Here is a 21,804-nt window from a genome sequence, read left to right as displayed (position 1 = left end):
TTGGCGATGACTTTTCAGATCATTTCGACGCGGTCTTGGTGTCCATGTTCACGACCTGGACGCGGCGATTGATCGGGTCGGCACCGTTGGCGGTGTCCTTCAGCTTGGTCTTGCCGTAGCCGACGGTGACGAGATCGGTGCCGTTGAGGCCGTAGTTCTGCACCAGGTACTTCTTGATGGTGTCTGCGCGCCGTTCGGAGAGGCCCTGATTGTAGTCCTCGCCGCCGACCGCGTCGGTGTGGCCTGCGACCACGAAGGTCGAGCCCTTCAGCGCGGGGTCGGACAGCGCCTTGCCGAGCGCCTGCACCGACGGTACCGAGGTCTTGGCGATGTCGGCCGAGTTGTAGTCGAACTGGATCTCCAGATCGATCTTCGGCTTGGTCGCAGCGAGCTCGGCGATCTGCTCGCGCTCGCCCGTGGAGAGCGACCGGGTCGAGCGGTTGCGCACCGTGTTCAGGAAGGTCGCTTCCTTGGCCTGCGCGGTCGGGTCGGCTTGCGGCCCGACGGACAGGCCGCGGGTCGCCGGCTTCGGCTTGAGCGCATCCAGGATCTTGTCGGTCGAGATGTTGTTGTCGCCGGCCAGAGCCAGGCCTGCGGTCATCGACAGCGCCGCGGAGAGAGTAATCGCCTTCAGTCCAAAAAACTTATCGAAACGGGTCATTGTCGTATCCTCGATGTTACGCCTGATGGCGATTTGATGCTGCGAGCATAGGAGAGGTTCAAAAGCCCGGGTGTGATCTTGGTCACGGTGCCGCCGGCAGCTTCCGTGGCGATCCCTTGGGTTTCGGGGCGTTTTGGCTGCCGGAAGCAGGCCACCGGTGCTCTGGTCCTCGAGCCGGCGCGGTGGGTGAACTTCGATGGTCGCGCCCGCTCCCCCGAGAGGTTCGAAGCGCTGCAGCGCCGGCGTGATCCGGATCACGTTGGCGTCGTCCGGCGGCCCGGCGGCAAAAGTCGAAGCCGGCGCGCGCCGGACCACGCGGCCCGGTTCACTTGCGGAAACCTCTGCACACCGATCGTCGCAAAGCCGTCCCGGCGCGGCCTGCTCGCGAACAACAAATCGGCCAGATGCGCGCCTAGCAGGGGTCTTCGCCATCAATCGCAGACGAAGGAGCCGAGTTCCGTCCAGTGCCGAGGCCGAGTGATTATCAATTCTATCGCAGCGGCCCGCCGGATCGGACTGTGTTCCTGAATTCCCTGCCCATCTATGTCGGCGCGGCCATGATCGCGGTGGCGATCCTGTTGTCGACGCTGATCACGGGGCTGACCTCCCGCTATGTCGGCCTCGAAGCGCCGAACGACGAGAACATGTGGCTGGTGGACCGCCTCACCGGCAGCGTCTATCGCTGCCAGGCCGAGGGGCGCGGCAAGGCGGCCTGCGAACCCGACGTTGCGACCGGCAGCATCGGAGGCCAGCCCAGGGCGCCGAAGGATGGGCGCTGATCCCTTCGCAATGCAGCAAGAAAATTGTCTTCTCCGGGAAACGTCTGCGCGAGAGAATACGTAACTGCGAGGCCGGCATGACGCCGGTTTCGTTTTACGGAGGAGACTTTTCGATGAAGATTTTGCTCACGACCGCAGCCTTTGTCGCGTTCACTCTTTCGCTGTCCCCCGCATCCGCCGCGATGATGGCGTGCACCACGGACAACATGATGAAGTCCGCCGCCGCGATGGGCGGCACGCCGGACACGCCTGCCAAGATGGCGGCGAACAAGGAAATGGCCATGGCCAACACCGACATGAGCAATGGCAAGATGAAGAGCGCCTGCATGCACTACATGAAGTCGCAGAAGGCGATGTCGATGAAGTAGGCGCGCCGCGCGCACCACCAGCCGCGCTGTTAGCAGATGGCAGCGCGGCTTCGTCTTTTCGATCTCCCTTTTTCCCGACGCGAATCCCGCTACATTGTGTCCCGCAATGTCACGCGCGCCCAAACCGCTCCCCCTCAGCACCAACAAGGCCCGGCAGATCTGGCTGCGTGCCCAGCGCCTGGATGAGCGCACCCCTTTCGGCGAGGGCGCGCAGGCCGTCGCGGATGCAGTCTCCCATCTCGGCTATGTCCAGATCGACACCATCAACGTCATCGAGCGCTGCCACCACCACATCCTGTTCAGCCGCATCCCGTCCTATCGCCGCGCCGATCTGCGCCAGGCCCAGAGCGCCGACAGGAGCGTGTTCGAATACTGGACCCACGCGCTCTCCTACGTGCCGGCCGGCGACTTCCGCTTCTTCCTCCCCGCTATGCGCGAGCACAAGCGCGAGGGGCACAAATGGTACGCCTCGGTCAAGCCGGCCGACACGCGCAAGGTGATGCGGCTGTTGCGCGCCGGCCCGCTGACGATCCGCGACATCGAGGATGACGTGCTCACCGAGAAGGAGCACCTCTGGCAGAGCCGCAAGCCCTCCAAGCGCGCCTTGCAGCTCGCCTTCTATACCGGCGTTGCGACCGTCAGCGAGCGCCAGGGCATGCTCAAGACCTATGAGCTGATGACGCGGCATTTCGGCTGGGACAAGCTGCCGAAGCCGGCATCGGCCAGGGACATCACAACCTACCTGCTCGACCGGGCGCTGCGCTCGCAAGGTGTCGTCAGCCTCGATTCGATCTGCCATCTCGACGCGCCGAGCAAGAAGGCGGTCGCCAGCCTGATCGCCGCGCGCGTCCGCCGCGGCGAGCTCGTGCCTGTCGCGATCGACGGCGCCGGCAAGCAGGAGCATTGGGGGCAGCCCGCGGTGCTGGAGGCGGGCGGCGAGGGGCCGTCGCCCGACCTCGTCCACATCCTCTCGCCGTTCGATCCCCTGATTATCCAGCGCAAGCGCACCAACCTCATCTTCGGCTACAACCATCTGTTCGAAGCCTATGTGCCCAAGGCCAAGCGCAAGCTCGGCTATTTCGCGCTGCCGGTGCTGGTCGGCGACGAGATCGTCGCCGCGCTCGACCTCAAGACCGACAGGCAGGCGAAGAAGCTGCTGATGCAGAAATGGACCTGGGTCGGGCAGGGCAAGAAGACGGCTGGGCGCAAGGAGCTGAAGCGCGTGATCGAAGAGGAGCTCGATCGGTTCGAGCGGTTTCAACTCGCGGAGTGAGACCAGGCACCGGTCCCGTAGGGTGGGCCAAGCGAAGCGTGCCCACCATGGTCATGTTACGAGAGAGATCGTGGGCATGGCGCTAGCGCGCCTTCGCCCACCCTACGAGACCGCGCATTGCGGCGAGCCGATCGAGCCAAACCCCAAACCCGATCCCCGCCGCATACGCCACCAGATTCCACAGCGAGAAGATGCGCCCGAGCAGCAGCGCGCCGGCCGTGGTCAGACGGAAGGCGTCGAGCCATGGCGTGTGGACCAGCCGGGAGAGTTCGACCACGAGCGCGATCGCCATCGCCATCGCAATGGCCGCGAGCTGTGCCCGGGGCAGTCGCGGCAACAGAACACCGACCAACAAGAATACCATCGTCGCCCACAGCAGCGAGCCGCCATACTTCACCACGAAGGCGGGAAGGCCGAGGGGAAAGCCGTACCAGCGCAAGGACAGCCCGCAGGCGATCACGACCAGGGCGAGGGCGGCGCGGATCAGCGATGTCCGGAGCGGGGCTGCGGAGTTGACCGGTTGCGCCCCATGCATTGCTCGCTCCATTGACTCTTGGCCCGCGATGCTCAAAACGGCTCAAGCCCATAAAAGCAACAACCCCGGGGGAAGCCATGAGCCAGACCACGACCTATGCCGGTTCCGCCGGCGGAGCCAAGAGCGAAATCGAGACCTCGACCATCCGCGCCATCTCATGGCGCCTGATTCCGTTCCTGGTGCTGGCCTACTTCTTCTCCTATCTCGACCGCGTCAATCTCGGCTTCGCCGCGCTGACCATGAACGCGGAGCTGAAGTTCACGCCGCTGATCTTCTCCTGGGGCGCCGGCATCTTCTTCATCGGCTATTTCATCTTCGAGGTGCCGAGCAATCTGGCGCTGGAGAAGTTCGGCGCCAGCCGCTGGATCGCCCGCATCATGGTGACCTGGGGCATCATCTCGGCGCTGATGGCGATGGTCAGCGGCGTCACCAGCTTCTACGTCCTGCGCTTCCTGCTCGGCGTCGCCGAAGCCGGCTTCTTCCCCGGCATCATCCTCTATCTCACCTATTGGTACCCGGCCGAATATCGCGCCCGCTTCCTCGCCGCCTTCGCCGTCGCCGTGCCGATCTCGACCGTGATCGGTGCCCCGATCTCGGGCCTGCTGCTCGGGCTCGACGGCCTGATGGGCCTGAAGGGGTGGCAGTGGCTGTTCATTCTCGAGGGCATCCCCTCGGTGCTGCTCGGCATCGTCACCTGGTTTTACCTGACCGACAGGCCGGAGAAGGCGGACTGGCTCTCGGCCGAGCAGAAGGCCTGGCTCAAGACGAAGCTTGATGCCGAGACCGCGGCCAAGCAGGCCGCAAAGCATCTGACGCTGGGCGAGGCGCTGTCCTCGCCCAAGGTGATCATGCTGAGCCTGATCTATTTCGGCTTCGTCGGCGCGCTCTACGGCATGCAGTTCTGGCTGCCGCAGATCGTCAAGGCGTTCGGTCTCACCAACGCGCAGACCGGCTTCGTCACCGCGATCCCCTATCTGTTCGGCACCATCGCGATGATCCTGTGGGCGCGGCATTCGGATGCCACGCGTGAGCGCGTGATGCATGTCGGTGCGCCCATGATCCTGATCGCGATCGCGCTCGCCGTCTCCAGCTATCTCACCGACCCCACCATGACGATGGTGGCGCTGACCTTCGCCGCCGTCGGCGTGTTCTGCGTCTTCGGCGTATTCTGGACGTTGCCGACGGCATGGCTCTCGGGCACCGCGGCGGCCGGCGGCATCGCGCTGATCAACTCGATCGGCAATCTCGCCGGCTTCGGTGGCCCCTATCTGATCGGCTGGGTCAAGGAAGCGACCGGTCAGACCTCGCACGGCTTGCTGGTGCTCGCCGTGCTGCCCCTGATCGCCGGTATTCTCGTCTTCATCGGCGGCCACGAGACCAAGCACGAGTTCGTCGAGCAGAAGCGGTAAGCCGAGCGACCGGCCCTGTGGGGTGGGCAAGCGTAGCGTGCCCACCAGACCGTTATTGCGATCTGTAAATGAGAGACGCTGGGCACGGCGCTAGCGCGCCTTTGCCTACCCTACGGCACCTCGCCTGAGGCGCGTGACCCAGGCTAGGGGCCTCAGGTCGCCCTACCATCACACCTTCCTGACAATCCTCCCAATCCTTACCACCCCTTAACGATCACGCTTTCCTGATGACTGACGATTATTGACTTTTATCAGTGATTAGTCGACATTCCTCTCATTGCAGCCGCAGGAGTGTCCTCCGATGTTCGTCCGGTCCGTTTTGTCCAACTATTCCAAGCTGTTGGCAGGTGTTTCGCTGGCCCTGATGGCCGCGGCCCTGGCTGGATGCAATGACACCGTCGCCGAGAAGGCCGAGCCGCCGCGGCCGGTCCTGGTGGCGACCGCCCATTATGATGCCGAGACCCCGGAGCGCAGCTTCGTCGGTACCGTGCGGCCCCGGATCGAGAGTGACCTGGGCTTCCGCGTCGCCGGTAAAGTTGCAAAACGCCTCGTGGAGGTCGGCCAGACCGTCGAGATCGGCCAGCCGCTCGCCACCCTCGACGAGGTGGACCTCAAGCTCCAGGCGGAGCAGGCCGTCGCCGAGCAGACCGCCGCCACCGGCGTCCTGGCCCAGGCTGGCGCCGCCGAGCAGCGCGCCAAGGATCTGAAGGCCAAGGGCTGGACCACGGATGCGCAGCTCGATTCGAGCCGGGCCGCCGCCGACGAGGCACGTGCGCGCCTCGACCGCGCCGTCCGCTCGGTCGAACTGACCAAGAATTCCCTTTCCTACGCGACGCTTGTTGCCGACGCCCGTGGCGTCGTCACCGCAACGCTGATCGAGCCCGGCCAGGTGGTCGCCGCGGGCCAGGCTTCGATCCGTGTCGCCCGCTTTGCCGAAAAGGAAGCGGTCGTCGCGATCCCTGAGACGCTGGTCGGACGCGCCAAGTCGGGCGTCGCCAGCGTCACTCTTTGGTCCGAGCCGAACAAGAAATACACGGCGAAGCTTCGCGAGATTGCGCCGGCGGCGGATCCCGCCACCCGCACCTATCTCGCCAAGTTCTCGCTGCCCGAAGCCGACGACAAGGTCGCGCTCGGCATGACCGCGACGCTGTCGCTGTCGGACGCTGCGACCGAGCGCGTCGCGCGGTTGCCGCTGTCGGCGCTGTTCAACGAAGGCGGCAAGCCGTCCTTCTACGTCGTCGACGACAACGGTTCGGTCACGCTCAGGCCGGTCGTGGTGAAGTCCTACGAGAGCAACGACGTCGTCATCACCAGCGGTGTCGACGAGGGCGCGAAGATCGTCGCGCTCGGCGTGCAGAAGCTCGATCCGGGCCAGCGGGTGCGGGTCGTGTCGTCACTGTCGTTCTAGTTTTCGTACGAGTTACGTCGTGTGAGGTGAGTTTCGGCCTGTGTCCCTAAGCAGAGGCTGAAGCGGCGAAGCGATCCAGAACCTGCCCAGCCCCCTGGATTGCTTCGCTGCCTCGCGACGACGGTTTGAACGGGCGGCTGCCGTTTTTGCAACTGGATCGTCTTTTCGGAGAGAGCGATGAAGCGCTTCAACCTTTCGGCCTGGGCCGTCAGCCATCCGACGCTGGTTCTCTTCCTGATGATCATTCTCGGCGTTGCCGGCTTCTTCTCCTATGAGAAGCTCGGCCGCGCCGAGGATCCGTTCTTCACCGTGAAGGTGGTCAACGTCTCCGTGTTGTGGCCGGGCGCGACCGCGCAGGAGATGCAGGCGCAGGTCGCCGATCCCATCGAGAAGAAGATCCAGGAGCTGCCCTATTTCGAGAAGGTGCAGACCTATTCGAAGCCCGGCTTCACCGCGCTCCAGGTCACCTTCCGCGACTCCACGCCGCCGAAGGACGTGCCGTATCTCTTCTACCTGCTGCGCAAGAAGCTTGCCGACGTGCAGGGCCAGCTGCCCGCAGGTATCCTCGGACCCGTCGTCAACGACGAGTTCTCCGACGTCGATTCCATCCTGTACATGATGACCGGCGACGGCGCCGACTATGCCCAGCTCAAAAAGGTCTCCGAAGGTTTCCGCCAGCGCCTGCTGAAGGTGCCCGGTGTGACCAAGGTCGACGTCTACGGCAACCAGGATGAGCGCATCTTCGTCGAGTTCAGCCACGCCAAGCTTGCGACCCTCGGCATCACGCCGCAGGCGCTGTTCGACTCGCTCGCCAAGCAGAACAACGTGACCCCCGCCGGCACGGTCGAGACCTCCTCGCAACGCGTGCCGCTGCGCGTCACCGGCGCACTCGACGGCGCCAAGGCCGTGGCCGAAACCCCGGTCGAGAGCAATGGCCGCGTCTTCCGCCTCGGCGATATCGCCACCGTCACCCACGGCTATGTCGATCCGCCGAGCTTCGTCGTTCGTCAGGAAGGCAAGGCCGCGATTGGCATCGGCGTCGTCACCGCCAAGGGTGCCAACATCCTCGAGCTCGGCAAGGAGGTCGAGAAGGCCACCAGTGAGTTCATGAAGGCCGTGCCTCAGGGCATCGACGTCAAGCTGATCGCCGACCAGCCCAAGGTGGTCGAGCACGCCGTCGGCGAGTTCGTGCACTCCTTCATGGAGGCGCTCGTCATCGTGCTGTTCGTCTCGTTCCTGGCGCTCGGCTGGCGCACCGGTATCGTGGTCGCACTGTCGGTTCCGCTCGTGCTCGGCATCGTCTTCGTCGTCATGAACACGATGTCGCTCGACCTGCACCGCATCACGCTGGGTGCGCTGATCATCGCGCTCGGCCTGCTCGTCGACGACGCCATCATCGCGGTCGAGATGATGGTGGTGAAGATGGAGCAGGGCTGGGACCGCATGCGTGCGGCGTCCTTCGCCTGGGAGTCCACTGCGTTTCCGATGCTCACGGGAACGCTGGTCACGGCCGCTGGCTTCCTCCCCATCGGCTTTGCCAATTCGGCGGTCGGCGAATATGCCGGCAGCATCTTCTGGATCGTGGCGATCGCGCTGGTTGCCTCCTGGTTCGTGGCGGTGATCTTCACGCCCTATATCGGCGTCAAGCTGCTGCCGGAGATGAAGGCGCACCACAACCACGACCCGCACGCGGTGTACGAGACCCGCATGTACCGCGGCCTGCGCGCCATCGTGCAATGGTGCGTCAACCACCGCATCACGGTGGTGGTCGCGACCGTCGGCGTCTTCATTGCCTCGATCGTCGGCTTCGGTCATGTCCAGCAGCAGTTCTTCCCGCTGTCGGAGCGGCCCGAGCTGTTCCTGCAGCTGCGCCTGCCCGAGGGCACCGCGTTCAACGTCACCGAGAAGGCCGTCAAGAAGGCCGAGACGCTGCTCAAGGACGACAAGGACATCGAGACCTACACTTCCTATGTCGGCCAGGGTTCGCCGCGCTTCTGGCTCGGCCTCAACCCGCAGCTGCCGAACGAGGCCTTCGCCGAGATCGTCATCGTCGCCAAGGGCGTCGAGGCACGCGAGCGCATCAAGGCCAAGATCGAGAACGCAGCTGCCGATGGCTTCCTGACTGAGGCGCGCGTGCGCGTCGACCGCTTCAACTTCGGTCCGCCGGTCGGCTTCCCCGTGCAGTTCCGCGTGATCGGCCCCGACGCCAACAAGGTGCGCGAGATCGCCTACCAGGTCCGCGACGTCATGCGGCAGAACAAGAGCGTCAAGGACGTCCAGCTCGACTGGAACGAGCAGTCGCCTTATCTCAAGCTCGTCGTCGACCAGGATCGCGCCCGCGCCATGGGCCTGACCCCGCAGGAGGTCTCGCAGGCGCTCGCGATGCTGATCTCGGGCTCGCAGGTCACCACCGTGCGCGACGGCATCGAGAAGGTCGGCGTGGTCGCCCGTGCGATCCCGTCCGAGCGGCTCGACCTCGGCGGCGTCGGCGATCTCACCATCACCTCGCGTAACGGCGTCGCCGTGCCGCTGCAGCAGATCGCCAAGATCGAATATGCCCACGAGGAGCCGATCATGTGGCGGCGTAACCGCGACATGGCGATCACCGTGCGCTCCGACGTCGTCGACGGCGTGCAGGCGCCCGACGTGACCAACCAGATCACGCCGAAGCTGAAGGCGATCAAGGATCACCTCGAGCCGGCCTACCGCATCGAGGCGGGCGGCGCGTTCGAGGAATCCGCCAAGGGCAACGCCTCGATCTTCATCCTCTTCCCGGTGATGGTCATGGTGATGCTGACGCTGCTGATGATCCAGCTGCAGAGCTTCTCGCGCCTGATCCTGGTGTTCCTGACCGCGCCGCTCGGCATCGTCGGCGCCTCGTTCGGCCTCAACGTCGCCAATGCCCCGTTCGGCTTCGTGGCGCTGCTCGGTCTGATCGCGCTCGCCGGCATGATCATGCGCAACACGGTCATCCTGGTCGACCAGATCGAGACCGACGTCAGCCACGGCCTGACCCGGCGCGAGGCGATCGTGGAGGCGACCGTCCGCCGGGCCCGCCCGGTGGTGCTGACGGCGCTGGCCGCGATCCTCGCCATGATCCCGCTGTCGCGTTCGGCCTTCTGGGGCCCGATGGCGATCACGATCATGGGAGGCCTGTTTGTCGCGACATTCCTGACGCTCCTGTACCTGCCGGGCCTCTATGCCCTGTGGTTCCGCAAGAGCCTGGACGAGGCGGGGACCCCCGAGCAGCCTGCCGCGCCGCAGCATGGGAGCGATGACCAGCACGCAATTCCGCTTGCCCAAGCGGCTGAATAGATGAGAAGACTGCTGACCAGCGAGTCCTGACTGATGGCCCTTGTTTCGGAACATATCGAAGTCGACACCCGGGATCGCATCCTCGAGGTGGCCGAGCGGCTGTTCCGTGTGATCGGCTACCAGAAGACCACGGTCGGCGACATCGCCAAGGAGCTCCGGATGAGCCCCGCCAACGTGTATCGCTTCTTCGAATCGAAGAAGGCGATCCACCAGGCGGTGGCACGGGGGCTGATGGGCGAGGTCGAGCTGGAGGCGCAGCGGATCGTGACCCGGCCCGGTCCGGTGCTGCCGCGCTTCCGCGAGCTGCTCACCACCATCCATCGCATGAACACCGAGCGCTATGTCGGCCACAACAAGCTGCACGAGATGGTCGCGGTCGCGATGGAGGAGGACTGGGACGTCTGCGTCGCCCATATGGAGTGCATTGCCGGCGTGATCGGCCAGATGATCGCGCAAGGCGTCGCCTCCGGCGAGTTCGAGGCGCCCGATTTGCAGCTGGCCTCGCTGTGCGCCTGCACCGCGATGATTCGCTTCTTCCACCCCCAGATGATCGCCCAGTGCGCCACCAAGCCGGGCCCGACCATCGACCAGATGATCGATTTCGTCATCGCGGGTCTGTCGCCGCGCCACTGACGGGCCGGCGGGTTTCCTCCTATAAGCTCACCTGCCGTCCCGGAATGACCGGCCGGCGGCAGCCCAGGACGGACCAACAAACTCCGTCATTGCGAGCGCAGCGAAGCAATCCAGACTGTCTCCGCAGAGGGATTCTGGATTGCTTCGCTGCGCTCGCAATGACGAGGAGGAAACAGCGTGACCGACAAAGACCTGTACTTCTACGAGCCCTCCAAGGGCCACGGCCTCAAGCACGATCCCTTCAACGCCATCATCGCGCCGCGTCCGATCGGCTGGATCTCCTCCCGCGACACCAAGGGCCACGTCAACCTGGCGCCCTACAGCTTCTTCAATGCTTTCTGCTACGTGCCGCCGATCATCGGCTTCTCCTCCACCAACTGGAAGGACACGGTGTCGAACATGGAGCAGACCCGCGAGTTCGTCTGGAATCTCACCACGATGGACCTCGCCAAGCACATGAACGCGACCGCCGCGCATGTCGCCCCTGAGGTCGACGAGTTCGAGATCGCAGGCCTGACCGCCGTCCCCGGCAAGCTCGTCAACGTGCCGCGCGTGGCCGAGAGCCCCGTCGCCTTCGAGTGCAAGATGTCCGACATCGTCCGCCTCAAGGGCGCCGACGGCAAGGTGGCCGACGCCTGGCTGACCCTGGGCGAGGTCGTCGCCGTCCATATCGACAAGGCCATGATCAAGGACGGCGTCTATCAGACTGCCGCCGCCCGCCCGATCGTCCGCGCCGGCCGCCGCGGCGACTATTTCGAGATCAAGCCGGAAAACATGTTCGAGATGGTCCGGCCGGATTAGGCCAGCCGATCAGGCCCTGTAGCCCGGATGGAGCGAAGCGAAATCCGGGTTCTCTCCTCGCGGATGGACCACCCCGGATTACGCTTCGCTCCATCCGGGCTACGATCACCCGTCATCCCCCTCCCGGAACTGCCCCCACGCCCCGGCCGTTATGGTCCCCGGGGCGGCCGCCCGGCCGCGTCAATTCGCTTCTTTTTGCCTGCGAAGTGTTCACTCACTCCGGCCAGTTTCCGCTAAAATGCCCAGACCGCGCCGATCCATGAGGTCCGCCATGAGCTTCCGCCGCGACAACATCACAAAGCCGATCTTCTCCTGGGCGCGCGGCGTGCTGCCGGCGATGTCCGACACCGAGCGCGAGGCGCTGGAGGCGGGCGATGTCTGGTGGGATGCCGATCTCTTCACCGGCGATCCCGACTGGACGAAACTGCTGAAAATTGCACCGGCAAAATTGACCGACGAGGAGCAGGCCTTCCTCAGCGGTCCCGTCGACAAGCTCTGCGCCATGCTCGACGAATGGAAGATCTTCTGGGAAATGCGCGACCTGCCGCAGGACGTCTGGCATTTCGTCAAGCGCGAGAAATTCTTCGGCATGATCATTCCGAAGGAGTTCGGCGGCCTCGGCTTCTCGCCCTATGCGCATTCGGAAGTGGTGCGGAAAATCTCGACCCGCTCGATCGCCGCCGCCGTCACGGTGATGGTGCCGAACTCGCTCGGGCCCGGCGAGCTCCTGATGCGCTTCGGCACGAAGGAGCAGCAGGAGCGCTGGCTGCCGCGCCTTGCCGACGGCCGCGACATTCCCTGCTTCGGCCTCACCAGCCCGGAAGCCGGCTCTGATGCCGCCTCGATGGTCGACACCGGCATCATCTGCAAGGGCAACTTTGAGGGCCGCGAGGTCATCGGCCTCAGGCTGAACTGGCACAAGCGCTACATCACGCTCGGTCCCGTCGCGACGCTGCTTGGTCTTGCCTTCAAGGCCTATGATCCCGACCATCTCGTGGGTGATCGGGAAGAGCTCGGCATCACCGTCGCGCTGATCCCGACCAATCTGCCGGGCGTCGAGATCGGCCAGCGTCATCTGCCGTCGATGCAGGTATTCCAGAACGGTCCCAATTGGGGCCGCGACGTCTTCATCCCGCTCGACTACGTCATCGGCGGCCAGGAGCGCCTCGGGCAGGGCTGGAAGATGCTCATGACCGCGCTCGCGGCGGGCCGCGGCATCTCGCTGCCCTCGCTGTCGGCGGCCGGCGCCGCCTATGCCGCGCGCACCACCGGCGCCTATGCCCGCATCCGCGAGCAGTTCGGCATCTCCATCTCCAAGTTCGAGGGCGTTGAAGAGCCGCTCGCGCGCATCGTCGCCACCGCCTATCAGCTCGACGCAGCACGGCGGCTGACCTGCGCGGCGCTGAACGCCGGCGTTCATCCCGCCGTCATCTCCGGCATCATGAAGCTGCACGCGACCGAGCGGATGCGCACCGCGATCGACGACGCCATGGACATCCATGGCGGCAAGGGCGTGATCGACGGCCCGCAAAACTATCTCGGCAATCTGCATCGCGCCGTGCCTGTCGGCATCACGGTCGAGGGCGCCAACATCCTGACCCGCAACCTCATCGTGTTCGGGCAGGGCGCCATCCGCGCCCATCCCTATCTGCTCGACGAGATGAACGCGCTCGCCGACACCGATCGCGAACGCGGGCTGACCGCGTTCGACAAGGCGTTCTGGAAGCATGTCGGCCACAGTTTTGAGACGCTGCTCCGCGCCTTCGGCCGGAGCTGGAGCTTCGGCATGTTCGCCATGGCGCCCGATGCGGGCGATGCCACGCCGTTCTATCGCCAGCTCTCGCGCTACTCTGCGGCGTTTGCGCTCTGCGCCGACATGGCGCTGCTCACGCTCGGCGGCGCGCTCAAGCGCAAGGAGATGCTGTCGGCGCGCTTCGGCGACATCCTCTCCGAGCTGTACCTGCTCTCGGCCGCGCTGAAGCGTTGGCAGGATGAGGGCCGGCAGAAAGAGGATTTCGCTGCGCTGGAATGGTGCATGGCGACCGGCTTCAGGACCATCGAGAACCGGCTGGCCGAGATCCTCGCCAATCTGCCCAACCGCTTCGTCGCGGCTTTTCTGAAGTTCGTCGTCCAGCCATTCGGTGCCCGCGTGCTCGGCCCGTCCGACCGCGTCGTGCACCAATGCGCAGGCCTCGTGTTGGAGCCGTCGGCAGCACGCGAGCGGCTGACGCCGGATCTCGCTCATGTCGACGACGACGGCGGCTTTGCACGGCTGGAGCGCGCGTTCAAGCTGGTGGCGGCGACCGACGCGATCGCCAAGCGCATGCGTGGGGCTCATATCCGCGACTGGAAGGAGGCGGTCACCAAGGGCGTGATCACGCAGGCCGAAGGCGAGCAGCTTGCCGCGGCTCATGAAGCCGTCACAAAAGTGATAGAGGTCGACGATTTTGCGCCGGAGGCGCTGTCGCCGATTTACAAGAAAACCGCCGACGTGCATCAGTTCTTCCAGGAACTCGGTGAACAGAGGGCGGCGAGCTGATGGCACGACCGGTATTCATCGTCGACGGCAGCCGGACGCCGTTCCTGAAAGCGCGCTCCGGGCCGGGCCCGTTCACGCCGGTCGATCTCGCCGTGCAGTGCGGATGGCCGCTCCTGGCGCGGCAGCCGTTCTCGCCTGCCGATTTCGACCAGGTCATCCTCGGCTGCGTCAACGTGATCGCCGACGAGATGAACCCGGCCCGCGTTGCCGCGCTCCGGCTCGGCATGGGCGAGGACATGGTCGCCTTCACGGTGCAGATCAATTGCGGCTCGGGCATGCAGTCGATCGACACCGCCTACCGCTACATTCGCGAGGGCCATGCCGACATGATCCTCGCCGGCGGCACCGAGGCGCTCAGCCACGCGCCGCTGGTCTGGCCGAATTCCGGCGTGCGCTGGTTCGCCGGCCTTGCCACCGCCAAGGGCATGGCGGCGAAGCTCGCCGCCGCGTTCAAGCTGCGGCCGCGTGATCTCAAGCCGATCATCGGCCTCGAGCGCGGGCTCACCGATCCCATCACCGACCTCAACATGGGCCAGACCGCCGAGGTCGTCGGCCATCTCTTCGGCATCACCCGTGCGCAGTCCGACGCCTATGCCGCCGAGAGCCATCGTCGCCTCGCGCATGCGCAGGCCGAAGGCTATCTGAAAGGCGAGGTCGAGACCGCGTTCTCCCGCAACGGAAAATTCTTCGATCACGATGACGGCGTGCGTCCGGACTCGACGGCGGAGACGCTCGCAAGACTTCGGCCGGTGTTCGAACGTCCCTGGGGCCAGGTCACCGCGGGGAATTCCTCGCAGATCACTGACGGCGCGTCATGGGTGATCCTCGCGTCCGACGCGGCGGTGGCGAAACACAAGCTGACGCCGAAAGCGGCGATCGTCGACAGCAACTGGGCCGCGCTCGATCCCAGCATCATGGGCCTTGGCCCCGTGATGTCGGCCACGCCGCTGCTCCAGCGCAACGACCTCACCGTCAAGGACGTCGAGACTTGGGAGTTGAACGAAGCCTTTGCGACGCAGGTGCTCGGCTGCCTCGCCGCCTGGAACGACGACAAATTCTGCCGCGAGATATTGGGCCTTGACGGCGCGGCCGGCGAGATCGACCGTGAAAGGCTCAATGTCGATGGCGGCGCCATCTCGCTCGGCCATCCCGTCGGCACCTCCGGCAACCGCATCGTGCTGCATCTCGTCAACGCGATGAAGCGGCTCGGCACGCGGCGAGGGGTTGCCACCGAATGCATCGGCGGCGGCCTCGGCGGCGCCATGCTGATCGAGGCGGTGTGACCATGGATTCCAGGATCATGACCGCGCTCGGCGATCGCGTCCTCACGCTCGGGCCGCAAGCCTCGGCCGACAGCCCCTACAAGCACTTCAAGCTGACGCGCGATGCCGACGGCGTCGCCTGGCTGCTGTTCGACCGCGCCGATGCCAGCGCCAACACGCTCTCCTCGGACGTGATGGAGGAGTTCGACGCCGTGCTTGCGGCGATCGAGACCGAGCGCCCGGCCGGTCTCGTCATCCGTTCCGCAAAGCCCTCCGGCTTCATCGCGGGCGCCGACGTCAACGAATTCCGCGGCGCCAGCGATACCGAGATGGTGGAGACGCGCATCCGCGCCGCGCATGCGGTGGTGGACCATCTGGAAGCCTTGAAGCTTCCGACGGTCGCGGTGATCCACGGCTTCTGTCTCGGCGGCGGCCTCGAGGTTGCGCTCGCCTGCCAGTCGCGCATCGCCATCGACAATGCGCGCTTCGGCTTCCCGGAGGTGATGCTGGGCCTGCACCCAGGTCTCGGCGGTACCGCGCGTTTCACCGCGCTGGTCAATCCGACGCAGTCGATGGCGCTGATGCTGACCGGCCGCACCATCGATGCGCGCCGCGCCAAATCGCTCGGCCTCGTCGATACCGTGACGCAGGAGCGCCATGTCCGCGGCGCCGTGAAGGACGTGCTGTTCGGCCGGCAGAAGCGGACCAGGCCCGGCCTGCTGACGCGCGCCGCCAATCTCGGGCCCGTGCGTGGGCTGCTCGCAAAGCGCATGCGCGCGGAGGCGGCAAAGGCCGCGTCCCGCGAGCACTATCCGGCGCCCTATGCGCTGATCGATCTCTGGGAGGCCCATGGCGGCAGCAAGGCCGCGATGCTGAAGGCCGAGCAGGCCTCGTTCGCCAAGCTGATGGTGACGCCGACCGCGCAGAACCTGATCCGCGTCTTCTTCCTGCGCGAGCAGATGAAGAAGGCCGCAGGCTCCGGCAACACCGTCAAGCATGTCCACGTCATCGGCGCCGGCGCCATGGGCGGCGACATCGCGGCTTGGGTCGCCGGGCAGGGGCTTCGCGTCTCGCTCGCCGACATGAAGCCGGAGCCGATCGCGGGCGCGGTGAAGCGCGCTGCCGAGCTCTACGGCAAGATCATCCGCAGACCGACCGAGGTGCGCGACGCGCTCGATCGCCTGATCCCCGACATGGACGGCGAGGGCGTCCGCAATGCCGATCTCATCATCGAGGCGGTACCGGAAAAGCTCGAGCTGAAGCAGAAGGTCTATGGCGGCCTCGAGCCGCGGATGAAGCCAGGCGCGATCCTGGCGACCAACACCTCCAGCATTCCGCTTCAGGACCTGCGCACCACCTTGGCGCGGCCCGAACGGCTGGTCGGCCTGCACTTCTTCAATCCGGTCTCGCGCCTGCAACTGGTCGAGGTCGTCAGCCATGACGGCAACGAGGCGCAGGTGTTGAAGGAAGCGCTCGCCTTTGTCGGCGCGATCGATCGCCTGCCGCTATCCGTGAAGAGCTCGCCCGGCTTCCTCGTCAACCGCGCGCTGACGCCCTACATGCTCGAAGCGATGGTGATGCTGGACGAGAAGACCGACCAGCGCCTGATCGACGCCGCGGCCGAGCAGTTCGGCATGCCGATGGGGCCGATCGAGCTCGCCGACCAGGTCGGTCTCGACATCTGCCTCGACGTCGGCGACATGCTGCGCGCCAAGTTCGGCGACCTGCTGCCGCCGACGCCGGCCTGGCTGCGCGAGAAGGTCGCCAAGGGCGAGCTCGGCCGCAAGACCGGCAAGGGTTTTTACGTCTGGAAGGACGGCAAGGCGGAGAAGGCACAGCTCGCCGAGACCGGCCCGCGCGTCACCGACCAGATGATCGACCGGCTGGTGCTGCCGATGTCCAACGTCTGCGTCGCAGCCCTTCGCGAAGGTATCGTTGACGACCCTGATACGGTCGACGGCGCCATGATCTTCGGCACGGGTTATGCACCGTTCCGCGGTGGTCCGCTGAATTACGCGCGCACGCGCGGCGTGGAAAACATTGTATCCACCCTGCGTGCGCTGACTGAGCGATTCGGCGAGCGCTTCGCGCCCGATCCGGGCTGGGACAATTTCAAGTGAGAGACGCATGACCGAGAAGACCGACAGCGCACCGCGCGGCGATCTCTGCATCCGCACGCTGGCGATGCCCGCCGACACCAACGCCAATGGCGACATTTTCGGCGGCTGGTTGCTCAGCCAGATGGACGTCGGCGGCGGCGTATTCGCCTCGAAGGTCGCGAAGTCGCGCACCGTGACCGTCGCGATCGAGGCGATGAACTTTCGCAAGGCCGTCTATGTCGGCGATCTCGTCTCGGTCTATGCCAACCTCGTCCGCGTCGGCCGCACGTCGATGACCGTGCATCTGGAAGCCTGGGCGCTGCGGCGCGGGGAGGAGCATCCGTTCCTCGTCACCGACGGCAATTTTACCTATGTGTCGATTGACGAGCACGGCCGGCCGCAGGAAGTCCGCTCGACCGAGACGCCGATCGCGACGTAATCGCGCGCGGCTTTGCGTCCCATCTCACGAAGAGTTGCAGCACGCCAAACGCGGCGCCGATGAGTCAACGCGTCGCGGCTTCGCCAACAACAAGTCATAAAACGGATGAGGTCCCGGCGTACTCAATTGCGTGTCGATTCGGGGTGGAAACCGGTTGATTTGCCCTAGGAACCAAAGGGCAGAGATGCCGTTATCTGCCCGCATTGAGGAATCTACGGGCATGCCGGACAGCTACATCATCGAAGTCAACTCGCAGACCGCGGGCATCGTCGTTCGCGGCCAGGGTGGCTACTGCTTCTTCGCCTCGTCCAACCAGTTCAACCGCCTCGAAGGCCAGCTTTTCCGCAACGCCCGCGAGGCCGAGCGCGCTGCACGCAAGCTGGTTAACGGCGATGTGAAGGAAGCGGCGTAAACGCCTGCCGCCGTGGTTTTCCGACGCGCAGAGCGCGGTCGGAAATTTTTGCAGCCCTTGATGCGGCTGCACTTTCCTTCTCCCCTTGTGGGAGAAGGTGGCAGAGCCCGCCAAGGGGCGACCGTTCTCAAGAGAACGCCGAAGCAAAGCTTGGGCTATGGCGCCGGATGAGGGTATCTTTCCAATTCGCACGATCGTTCGTGAGGATAGATACCCCTCATCCGTCTCGCCACTATCGAGGTGAGCCACCCCTCTCCCACAAGGGGAGAGGGGAAGCGCACCATCACAGCTTCGTCGCGGAGCGCGACAGCAGCTTCCATTCGTCGCCCTGCTTTAGCCAGTTCATCAGGATGTGAAGGCTGTTTGCCACTTTCTGTCCGCCGGTCATCATCTCGGCCTGCCAGTGGAAGCGCACGATCGCGGCGGGGCCGACGATCTTGATGGTCGGGTCCTTGTACGTGATCGACAGGAACTCCGTCTTGCCGTCGGTGGCGTTGGCGACGAAGGCCGCCTTGTCCTCCAGGAAGCCGTTGGAGTGGCTGTAGCTCAGATCATCAGCGCACAACGCGGTGAGCGCCTTCGGATCGGCTGCGATCTGGGCGAGGCGAAATGCCTCGACGTTCCTTGCCACCGCCTCGTGGTCCGCCGCGGCAGTATGATCGCGATTTGATGTCATCGTATTCTCCGTTCTTGATTTTGCGCCCGCTGTTGCACCGCGCGTGGTCGGAATTTTTTGCCGCCCTTGATGCCGCTGCGCTTTCCTTCTCCCCCTTGTGGGAGAAGGTGATATCGGCCGCCTCGGGCGGTCGTTCCTAAGCAAACGCCGAAGCAAAGCTTCGGCGTTCTTAAGAATGGCGGCCGAAGCCGCCTATGCCACCCTCTCCCTCATCCGCCTTCGCCCAGGCTTCGGCGGACATGACGGGAGAGGGTGAATAGTCACATCACAATTTCGTCGCGGCACGCGACAACAGCTTCCACTCGTCGCCCTGCTTCTGCCAGTTCATCAGGATGTGAAGGTTGGTCGATACTTTTTTCCCATCGGCCGCCATTTCCTGCTCGCCCAGCCAGTGGAAGCGGACGATCGCGGTGGGACCCACGACCTTGATGGTCGGGTCCTTGTATTCGATCGACAGGAACTTCGATTTGCCGTCGGTGGCGTTGGTGATGAAGGTTGCCTTGTCCTCGACCTTGCCGCTGGAATGGCTGTAGCTGAGATCGTCCCAGCACAGCGCGCCGAGCGCCTTCGGGTCGGCCGCGATCTGGGCGAGGCGGAAGGCCTCGACCTTCTTCGCCACGGCCTCTTCCTCGGCCGAGGCCGCCAGCACTGGTGTCGTGAGTGCGAGCGCCGAGAGGGCTAGAGTCGAGAGAGCCAGATCGCGTCGGTTGATCGTCATTCGTTTCCTCCTTTTTGATCTTGACCCAAGTGTTGCAGTCGCGCGCGACTTTGTCGAGTGTCGCATTGGGGTCATGTGGATGCGTCATTGCGCGATCGAGGCCGTATTGATACGTCTCGCGCATCGATGCGTCGCGCATTTGGGAAAGTACGGAAATGATCGAGGCAAAACAGGATGCGACGGGCAGGGCGTTGCTGTTCGACATCGACGGTACGCTTGCCGACACTGACCCGTTGCACCTGAAGGCATTCAACCAGGTGCTCGGCCCGCACGGCCATGTCTTCGACCACGCGCGCTTCTCCAGGGAGCTGCAAGGCTTCGCCAATGTCGCGATCGGCGAGCGCTTTCTGCCTCACGAGGCGCCGGAACGGCGCGCCCTGATCCTCGATGAGAAGGAGGAGGTCTTCCGCGCGCTGGTGGCCGGGCAGATCGCCCCGCTGCCGGGCCTGATGGCGCTGCTCGACCGGGCCGACGGCGCCGGCATTCCCATGGTCGCTGTCACCAACGCGCCGCGTCTCAACGCCGAGCTGCTGCTGTCCGGCCTCGGCATCACCCACCGTTTCAAGGCGCTCGTGATCGGCGCCGAGCTGCCGCACGGCAAGCCGCATCCGCTGCCCTATCAGGAGGGGCTGCGTTTCGTCGGTGCGCGGCCGGAGACCTCGGTCGCCTTCGAGGATTCCCGCACCGGCGTGCAATCCGCCACGGCGGCCGGCATTCCGACCATCGGCATCCGCACCAGCCTCAGCCATGCTGACCTGGTTGCGTCAGGCGCGGTCGCCTCCGCCAGCGCCTTCGACGATCCGCAGCTGCTCGCGCATCTGGCGCGCGCCATGACTTGGTAAGAAACGGCGTGGTGAGCGCTGTCGTTAACCGTGATCGGCGCGCGCATTGACCGAAGCCGCGATCCGCCGCACCATGCATCATCCTGACTTGAGGCCGTTGCCGTGACCGGATTGACCCATCGCCAAGCCGAAATCCTCAATATCGCGCGCGCCTCCGGCCGCGTCATGGTCGAGGAGCTCGCGCGCCGGTTCGAGGTCTCGGCGCAGACCATCCGCAAGGATCTCAACGATCTCTGCGAACGGAGATCGCTGACCCGCATCCATGGCGGCGCCATCATCGCTTCGGGCGTGGAAAACCTCGCCTATGAGGCACGCCGCTTCGTCGCCGCCGACGAGAAGAAGGCGATCGGCGCTGCCGCCGCCTCGCTGATCCCGAACGGCTGCTCGCTCTTCATCAACATCGGCACCACGACCGAGGAGGTCGCGAGCGCGCTGACCTCGCACGAGGATCTGCTCGTCATCACCAACAACCTCAACGTCGCGATGCTGCTGTACCGCCATCCCCGCATCGAGGTGGTTGTCGCCGGCGGCACGGTGCGGCGCGCCGACGGCGCCGTGGTCGGCTCGACCGCAACGCAACTCATCGGCCAGTTCAAGGTCGACTACGCCATCATCGGTGCGTCCGCGATTGATGAAGAGGGCGCTTTGCTCGACTTCGACTATCGCGAGGTGCAGGTGGCGCAGGCCATCATCGCCAATGCCCGCAGCGTCATGCTGGTCGCCGATTCCACAAAACTCCGCCGCAGCGCGCCGGTGCGTATCGCTCACATCACCCAGATCCAGACATTCGTGACGGACCAGGAGCTGCCCGAGCGCCTCGCCACCATCTGTCACAGCAAGGGCATCGAGGTGGTGGAAGCGATGCCGAAGGGCGCGGACATCGATGATGCGCCCGCCGATGTCCAGGACGCCGCGCCCGAGGCCGCACCGGTGGTGCGGCTGCGCTAAGGCTCAGCTACGCCCCCACGGGTTGAGCAACGTCACGCCCGTTGGTTCGAAATCCCCGACATTGCGCGTCACGACAGTCAAGCCGTGGACAAGCGCGGTTGCTGCAATGAGTGCGTCGCGTTCAGCCCGCGGGTCGGGTACGTGGAGTTGGGCACAGCGCTGCGCCACGGCCGTATCGATCGCCAGGATTCGCCCGTCGAAGCGGGGCAGAATGTGATCGTTGATCCAGGCGCGCAGGACGGCACCTTGCACCGCGTCTTTGCGCTCGATCAGGCGCGCGCCAAGTTCAATTTCAAGAATCGAGATGACGGACATGAAAAAATTCGCCACAGGCACGGCATTGGCCCAGGCGAGCACATTGTGATCAGCCTTGTCCGGTCGCCTCAGTTCGGAAATGACATTGGTGTCCAGCAGGAACATCAGTCGAGATCGGCGGGCCTGGAGATGCCGCCATCGATTCGAGGCGGATCGAAATCAAAGTCCGCGTTCGTTTGCGCCAGAGCTTCGGCTAGGCTCATGTGTCCACCGCTCAGGCGCAGATAGTCCTCGATCGTCAGCAGGACATGGGCCGGACGGCCGCGATCCGTAATGAAGACGGGGCCCTGCGACGCCGCCTTCTTGGCGCCGCTCGTATCCTGGTTGAATTCCCGGCTGGTCAGGGTGGTCACCATCGTCAGCGCGTCCTCG

At 65.0% G+C, this 21,804-nt stretch carries 21 protein-coding genes; 15 read left to right on the top strand and 6 right to left on the bottom strand.

Annotation, left to right across the window (positions count from 1 at the left end):
- Window positions 1–19 precede the first annotated feature (19 nt).
- Complete coding sequence (locus tag A7X65_RS30210) at window positions 20–661, bottom strand: OmpA family protein (RefSeq protein ID WP_063692175.1); 642 nt, start codon at window positions 659–661, stop codon at window positions 20–22.
- Window positions 662–1,194: 533 nt separating this feature from the next.
- On the opposite strand from A7X65_RS30210, the gene A7X65_RS30205 reads away from it, so the two are divergent.
- From A7X65_RS30205 to A7X65_RS30195, 3 genes are all read left to right on the top strand, one after another.
- A complete protein-coding gene (locus A7X65_RS30205) occupies window positions 1,195–1,440 on the top strand; it encodes a hypothetical protein (protein WP_063692616.1) in 246 nt (81 codons plus the stop codon).
- A gap of 113 nt (window positions 1,441–1,553) precedes the next feature.
- Window positions 1,554–1,808 carry a hypothetical protein gene (locus tag A7X65_RS30200; protein ID WP_063692173.1) on the top strand — a complete coding sequence of 85 codons (255 nt, stop codon included), beginning with the start codon at window positions 1,554–1,556 and terminating at the stop codon, window positions 1,806–1,808.
- Window positions 1,809–1,914: 106 nt separating this feature from the next.
- Entirely contained in the window at window positions 1,915–3,081 is a 1,167-nt protein-coding gene (locus A7X65_RS30195; RefSeq protein ID WP_063692171.1) for a winged helix-turn-helix domain-containing protein, read from the top strand.
- An 82-nt stretch (window positions 3,082–3,163) separates the two neighbouring features.
- On the opposite strand, the gene A7X65_RS30190 is transcribed toward A7X65_RS30195, so the two are convergent.
- Window positions 3,164–3,616 carry a ribosomal maturation YjgA family protein gene (locus A7X65_RS30190; RefSeq protein ID WP_063692168.1) on the bottom strand — a complete coding sequence of 151 codons (453 nt, stop codon included), beginning with the start codon at window positions 3,614–3,616 and terminating at the stop codon, window positions 3,164–3,166.
- A 77-nt stretch (window positions 3,617–3,693) separates the two neighbouring features.
- Here A7X65_RS30190 and A7X65_RS30185 point away from each other — a divergent pair, with 77 nt between their 5' ends.
- From A7X65_RS30185 to A7X65_RS30140, 10 genes are all read left to right on the top strand, one after another.
- Window positions 3,694–5,025 (top strand): MFS transporter, encoded by a 1,332-nt coding sequence (locus A7X65_RS30185; protein WP_063692166.1) that lies wholly within the window; start codon window positions 3,694–3,696, stop codon window positions 5,023–5,025.
- A gap of 301 nt (window positions 5,026–5,326) precedes the next feature.
- Window positions 5,327–6,433, top strand: coding sequence for an efflux RND transporter periplasmic adaptor subunit (locus A7X65_RS30180; RefSeq protein WP_063692164.1), 1,107 nt, complete (start codon window positions 5,327–5,329; stop codon window positions 6,431–6,433).
- 177 nt (window positions 6,434–6,610) lie between these two features.
- On the top strand, window positions 6,611–9,748 hold the full coding sequence (locus A7X65_RS30175) for an efflux RND transporter permease subunit (protein ID WP_063692162.1): 3,138 nt from the start codon (window positions 6,611–6,613) through the stop codon (window positions 9,746–9,748).
- A gap of 33 nt (window positions 9,749–9,781) precedes the next feature.
- The gene (locus A7X65_RS30170) at window positions 9,782–10,381 is read left to right on the top strand and encodes a TetR/AcrR family transcriptional regulator (protein ID WP_063692160.1); all 600 of its coding nucleotides are present in this window, start codon (window positions 9,782–9,784) and stop codon (window positions 10,379–10,381) included.
- Window positions 10,382–10,558: 177 nt separating this feature from the next.
- Window positions 10,559–11,182: a flavin reductase family protein gene (locus A7X65_RS30165; RefSeq protein ID WP_063692159.1), complete on the top strand. Its 624-nt coding sequence runs from the start codon at window positions 10,559–10,561 to the stop codon at window positions 11,180–11,182.
- 271 nt (window positions 11,183–11,453) lie between these two features.
- The gene (locus A7X65_RS30160; protein WP_063692158.1) at window positions 11,454–13,721 is read left to right on the top strand and encodes an acyl-CoA dehydrogenase; all 2,268 of its coding nucleotides are present in this window, start codon (window positions 11,454–11,456) and stop codon (window positions 13,719–13,721) included.
- Window positions 13,721–15,004 carry an acetyl-CoA C-acetyltransferase gene (locus A7X65_RS30155; protein ID WP_063692156.1) on the top strand — a complete coding sequence of 428 codons (1,284 nt, stop codon included), beginning with the start codon at window positions 13,721–13,723 and terminating at the stop codon, window positions 15,002–15,004. The genes A7X65_RS30160 and A7X65_RS30155 overlap by 1 nt, the downstream gene beginning before the upstream one ends.
- A 2-nt stretch (window positions 15,005–15,006) precedes the next feature.
- Window positions 15,007–17,103, top strand: a complete 2,097-nt coding sequence (locus A7X65_RS30150; RefSeq protein ID WP_063692154.1) for a 3-hydroxyacyl-CoA dehydrogenase NAD-binding domain-containing protein — start codon at window positions 15,007–15,009, stop codon at window positions 17,101–17,103.
- Between the two features lie 7 nt (window positions 17,104–17,110).
- Window positions 17,111–17,521, top strand: coding sequence for an acyl-CoA thioesterase (locus A7X65_RS30145; protein WP_063692152.1), 411 nt, complete (start codon window positions 17,111–17,113; stop codon window positions 17,519–17,521).
- Between the two features lie 220 nt (window positions 17,522–17,741).
- The gene (locus tag A7X65_RS30140) at window positions 17,742–17,933 is read left to right on the top strand and encodes a hypothetical protein (RefSeq protein ID WP_063692150.1); all 192 of its coding nucleotides are present in this window, start codon (window positions 17,742–17,744) and stop codon (window positions 17,931–17,933) included.
- A 283-nt stretch (window positions 17,934–18,216) separates the two neighbouring features.
- Here the strand turns inward: A7X65_RS30140 and A7X65_RS30135 are convergent, their stop codons facing one another.
- Both A7X65_RS30135 and A7X65_RS30130 read right to left on the bottom strand, forming a co-directional pair.
- A complete protein-coding gene (locus A7X65_RS30135) occupies window positions 18,217–18,663 on the bottom strand; it encodes a nuclear transport factor 2 family protein (protein WP_430643655.1) in 447 nt (148 codons plus the stop codon).
- A gap of 211 nt (window positions 18,664–18,874) precedes the next feature.
- Window positions 18,875–19,327 carry a nuclear transport factor 2 family protein gene (locus tag A7X65_RS30130; protein ID WP_063692148.1) on the bottom strand — a complete coding sequence of 151 codons (453 nt, stop codon included), beginning with the start codon at window positions 19,325–19,327 and terminating at the stop codon, window positions 18,875–18,877.
- 155 nt (window positions 19,328–19,482) lie between these two features.
- Between A7X65_RS30130 and A7X65_RS30125 the strand changes: the two genes are divergently transcribed.
- Both A7X65_RS30125 and A7X65_RS30120 read left to right on the top strand, forming a co-directional pair.
- Complete coding sequence (locus tag A7X65_RS30125; RefSeq protein ID WP_063692147.1) at window positions 19,483–20,169, top strand: HAD family hydrolase; 687 nt, start codon at window positions 19,483–19,485, stop codon at window positions 20,167–20,169.
- 102 nt (window positions 20,170–20,271) lie between these two features.
- Window positions 20,272–21,117: a DeoR/GlpR family DNA-binding transcription regulator gene (locus A7X65_RS30120; RefSeq protein WP_063692146.1), complete on the top strand. Its 846-nt coding sequence runs from the start codon at window positions 20,272–20,274 to the stop codon at window positions 21,115–21,117.
- 3 nt (window positions 21,118–21,120) lie between these two features.
- On the opposite strand, the gene A7X65_RS30115 is transcribed toward A7X65_RS30120, so the two are convergent.
- Both A7X65_RS30115 and A7X65_RS30110 read right to left on the bottom strand, forming a co-directional pair.
- A complete protein-coding gene (locus tag A7X65_RS30115; RefSeq protein ID WP_063692144.1) occupies window positions 21,121–21,537 on the bottom strand; it encodes a type II toxin-antitoxin system VapC family toxin in 417 nt (138 codons plus the stop codon).
- A complete protein-coding gene (locus A7X65_RS30110; protein WP_063692615.1) occupies window positions 21,537–21,788 on the bottom strand; it encodes a type II toxin-antitoxin system prevent-host-death family antitoxin in 252 nt (83 codons plus the stop codon). The genes A7X65_RS30115 and A7X65_RS30110 overlap by 1 nt, the downstream gene beginning before the upstream one ends.
- Window positions 21,789–21,804: the final 16 nt, after the last annotated feature.

This window comes from Bradyrhizobium stylosanthis (assembly GCF_001641335.1).
In the GTDB taxonomy this organism is placed as follows: Bacteria; Pseudomonadota; Alphaproteobacteria; order Rhizobiales; family Xanthobacteraceae; genus Bradyrhizobium; species Bradyrhizobium stylosanthis.
This window is presented reverse-complemented; position numbering and strand designations above follow the sequence as displayed.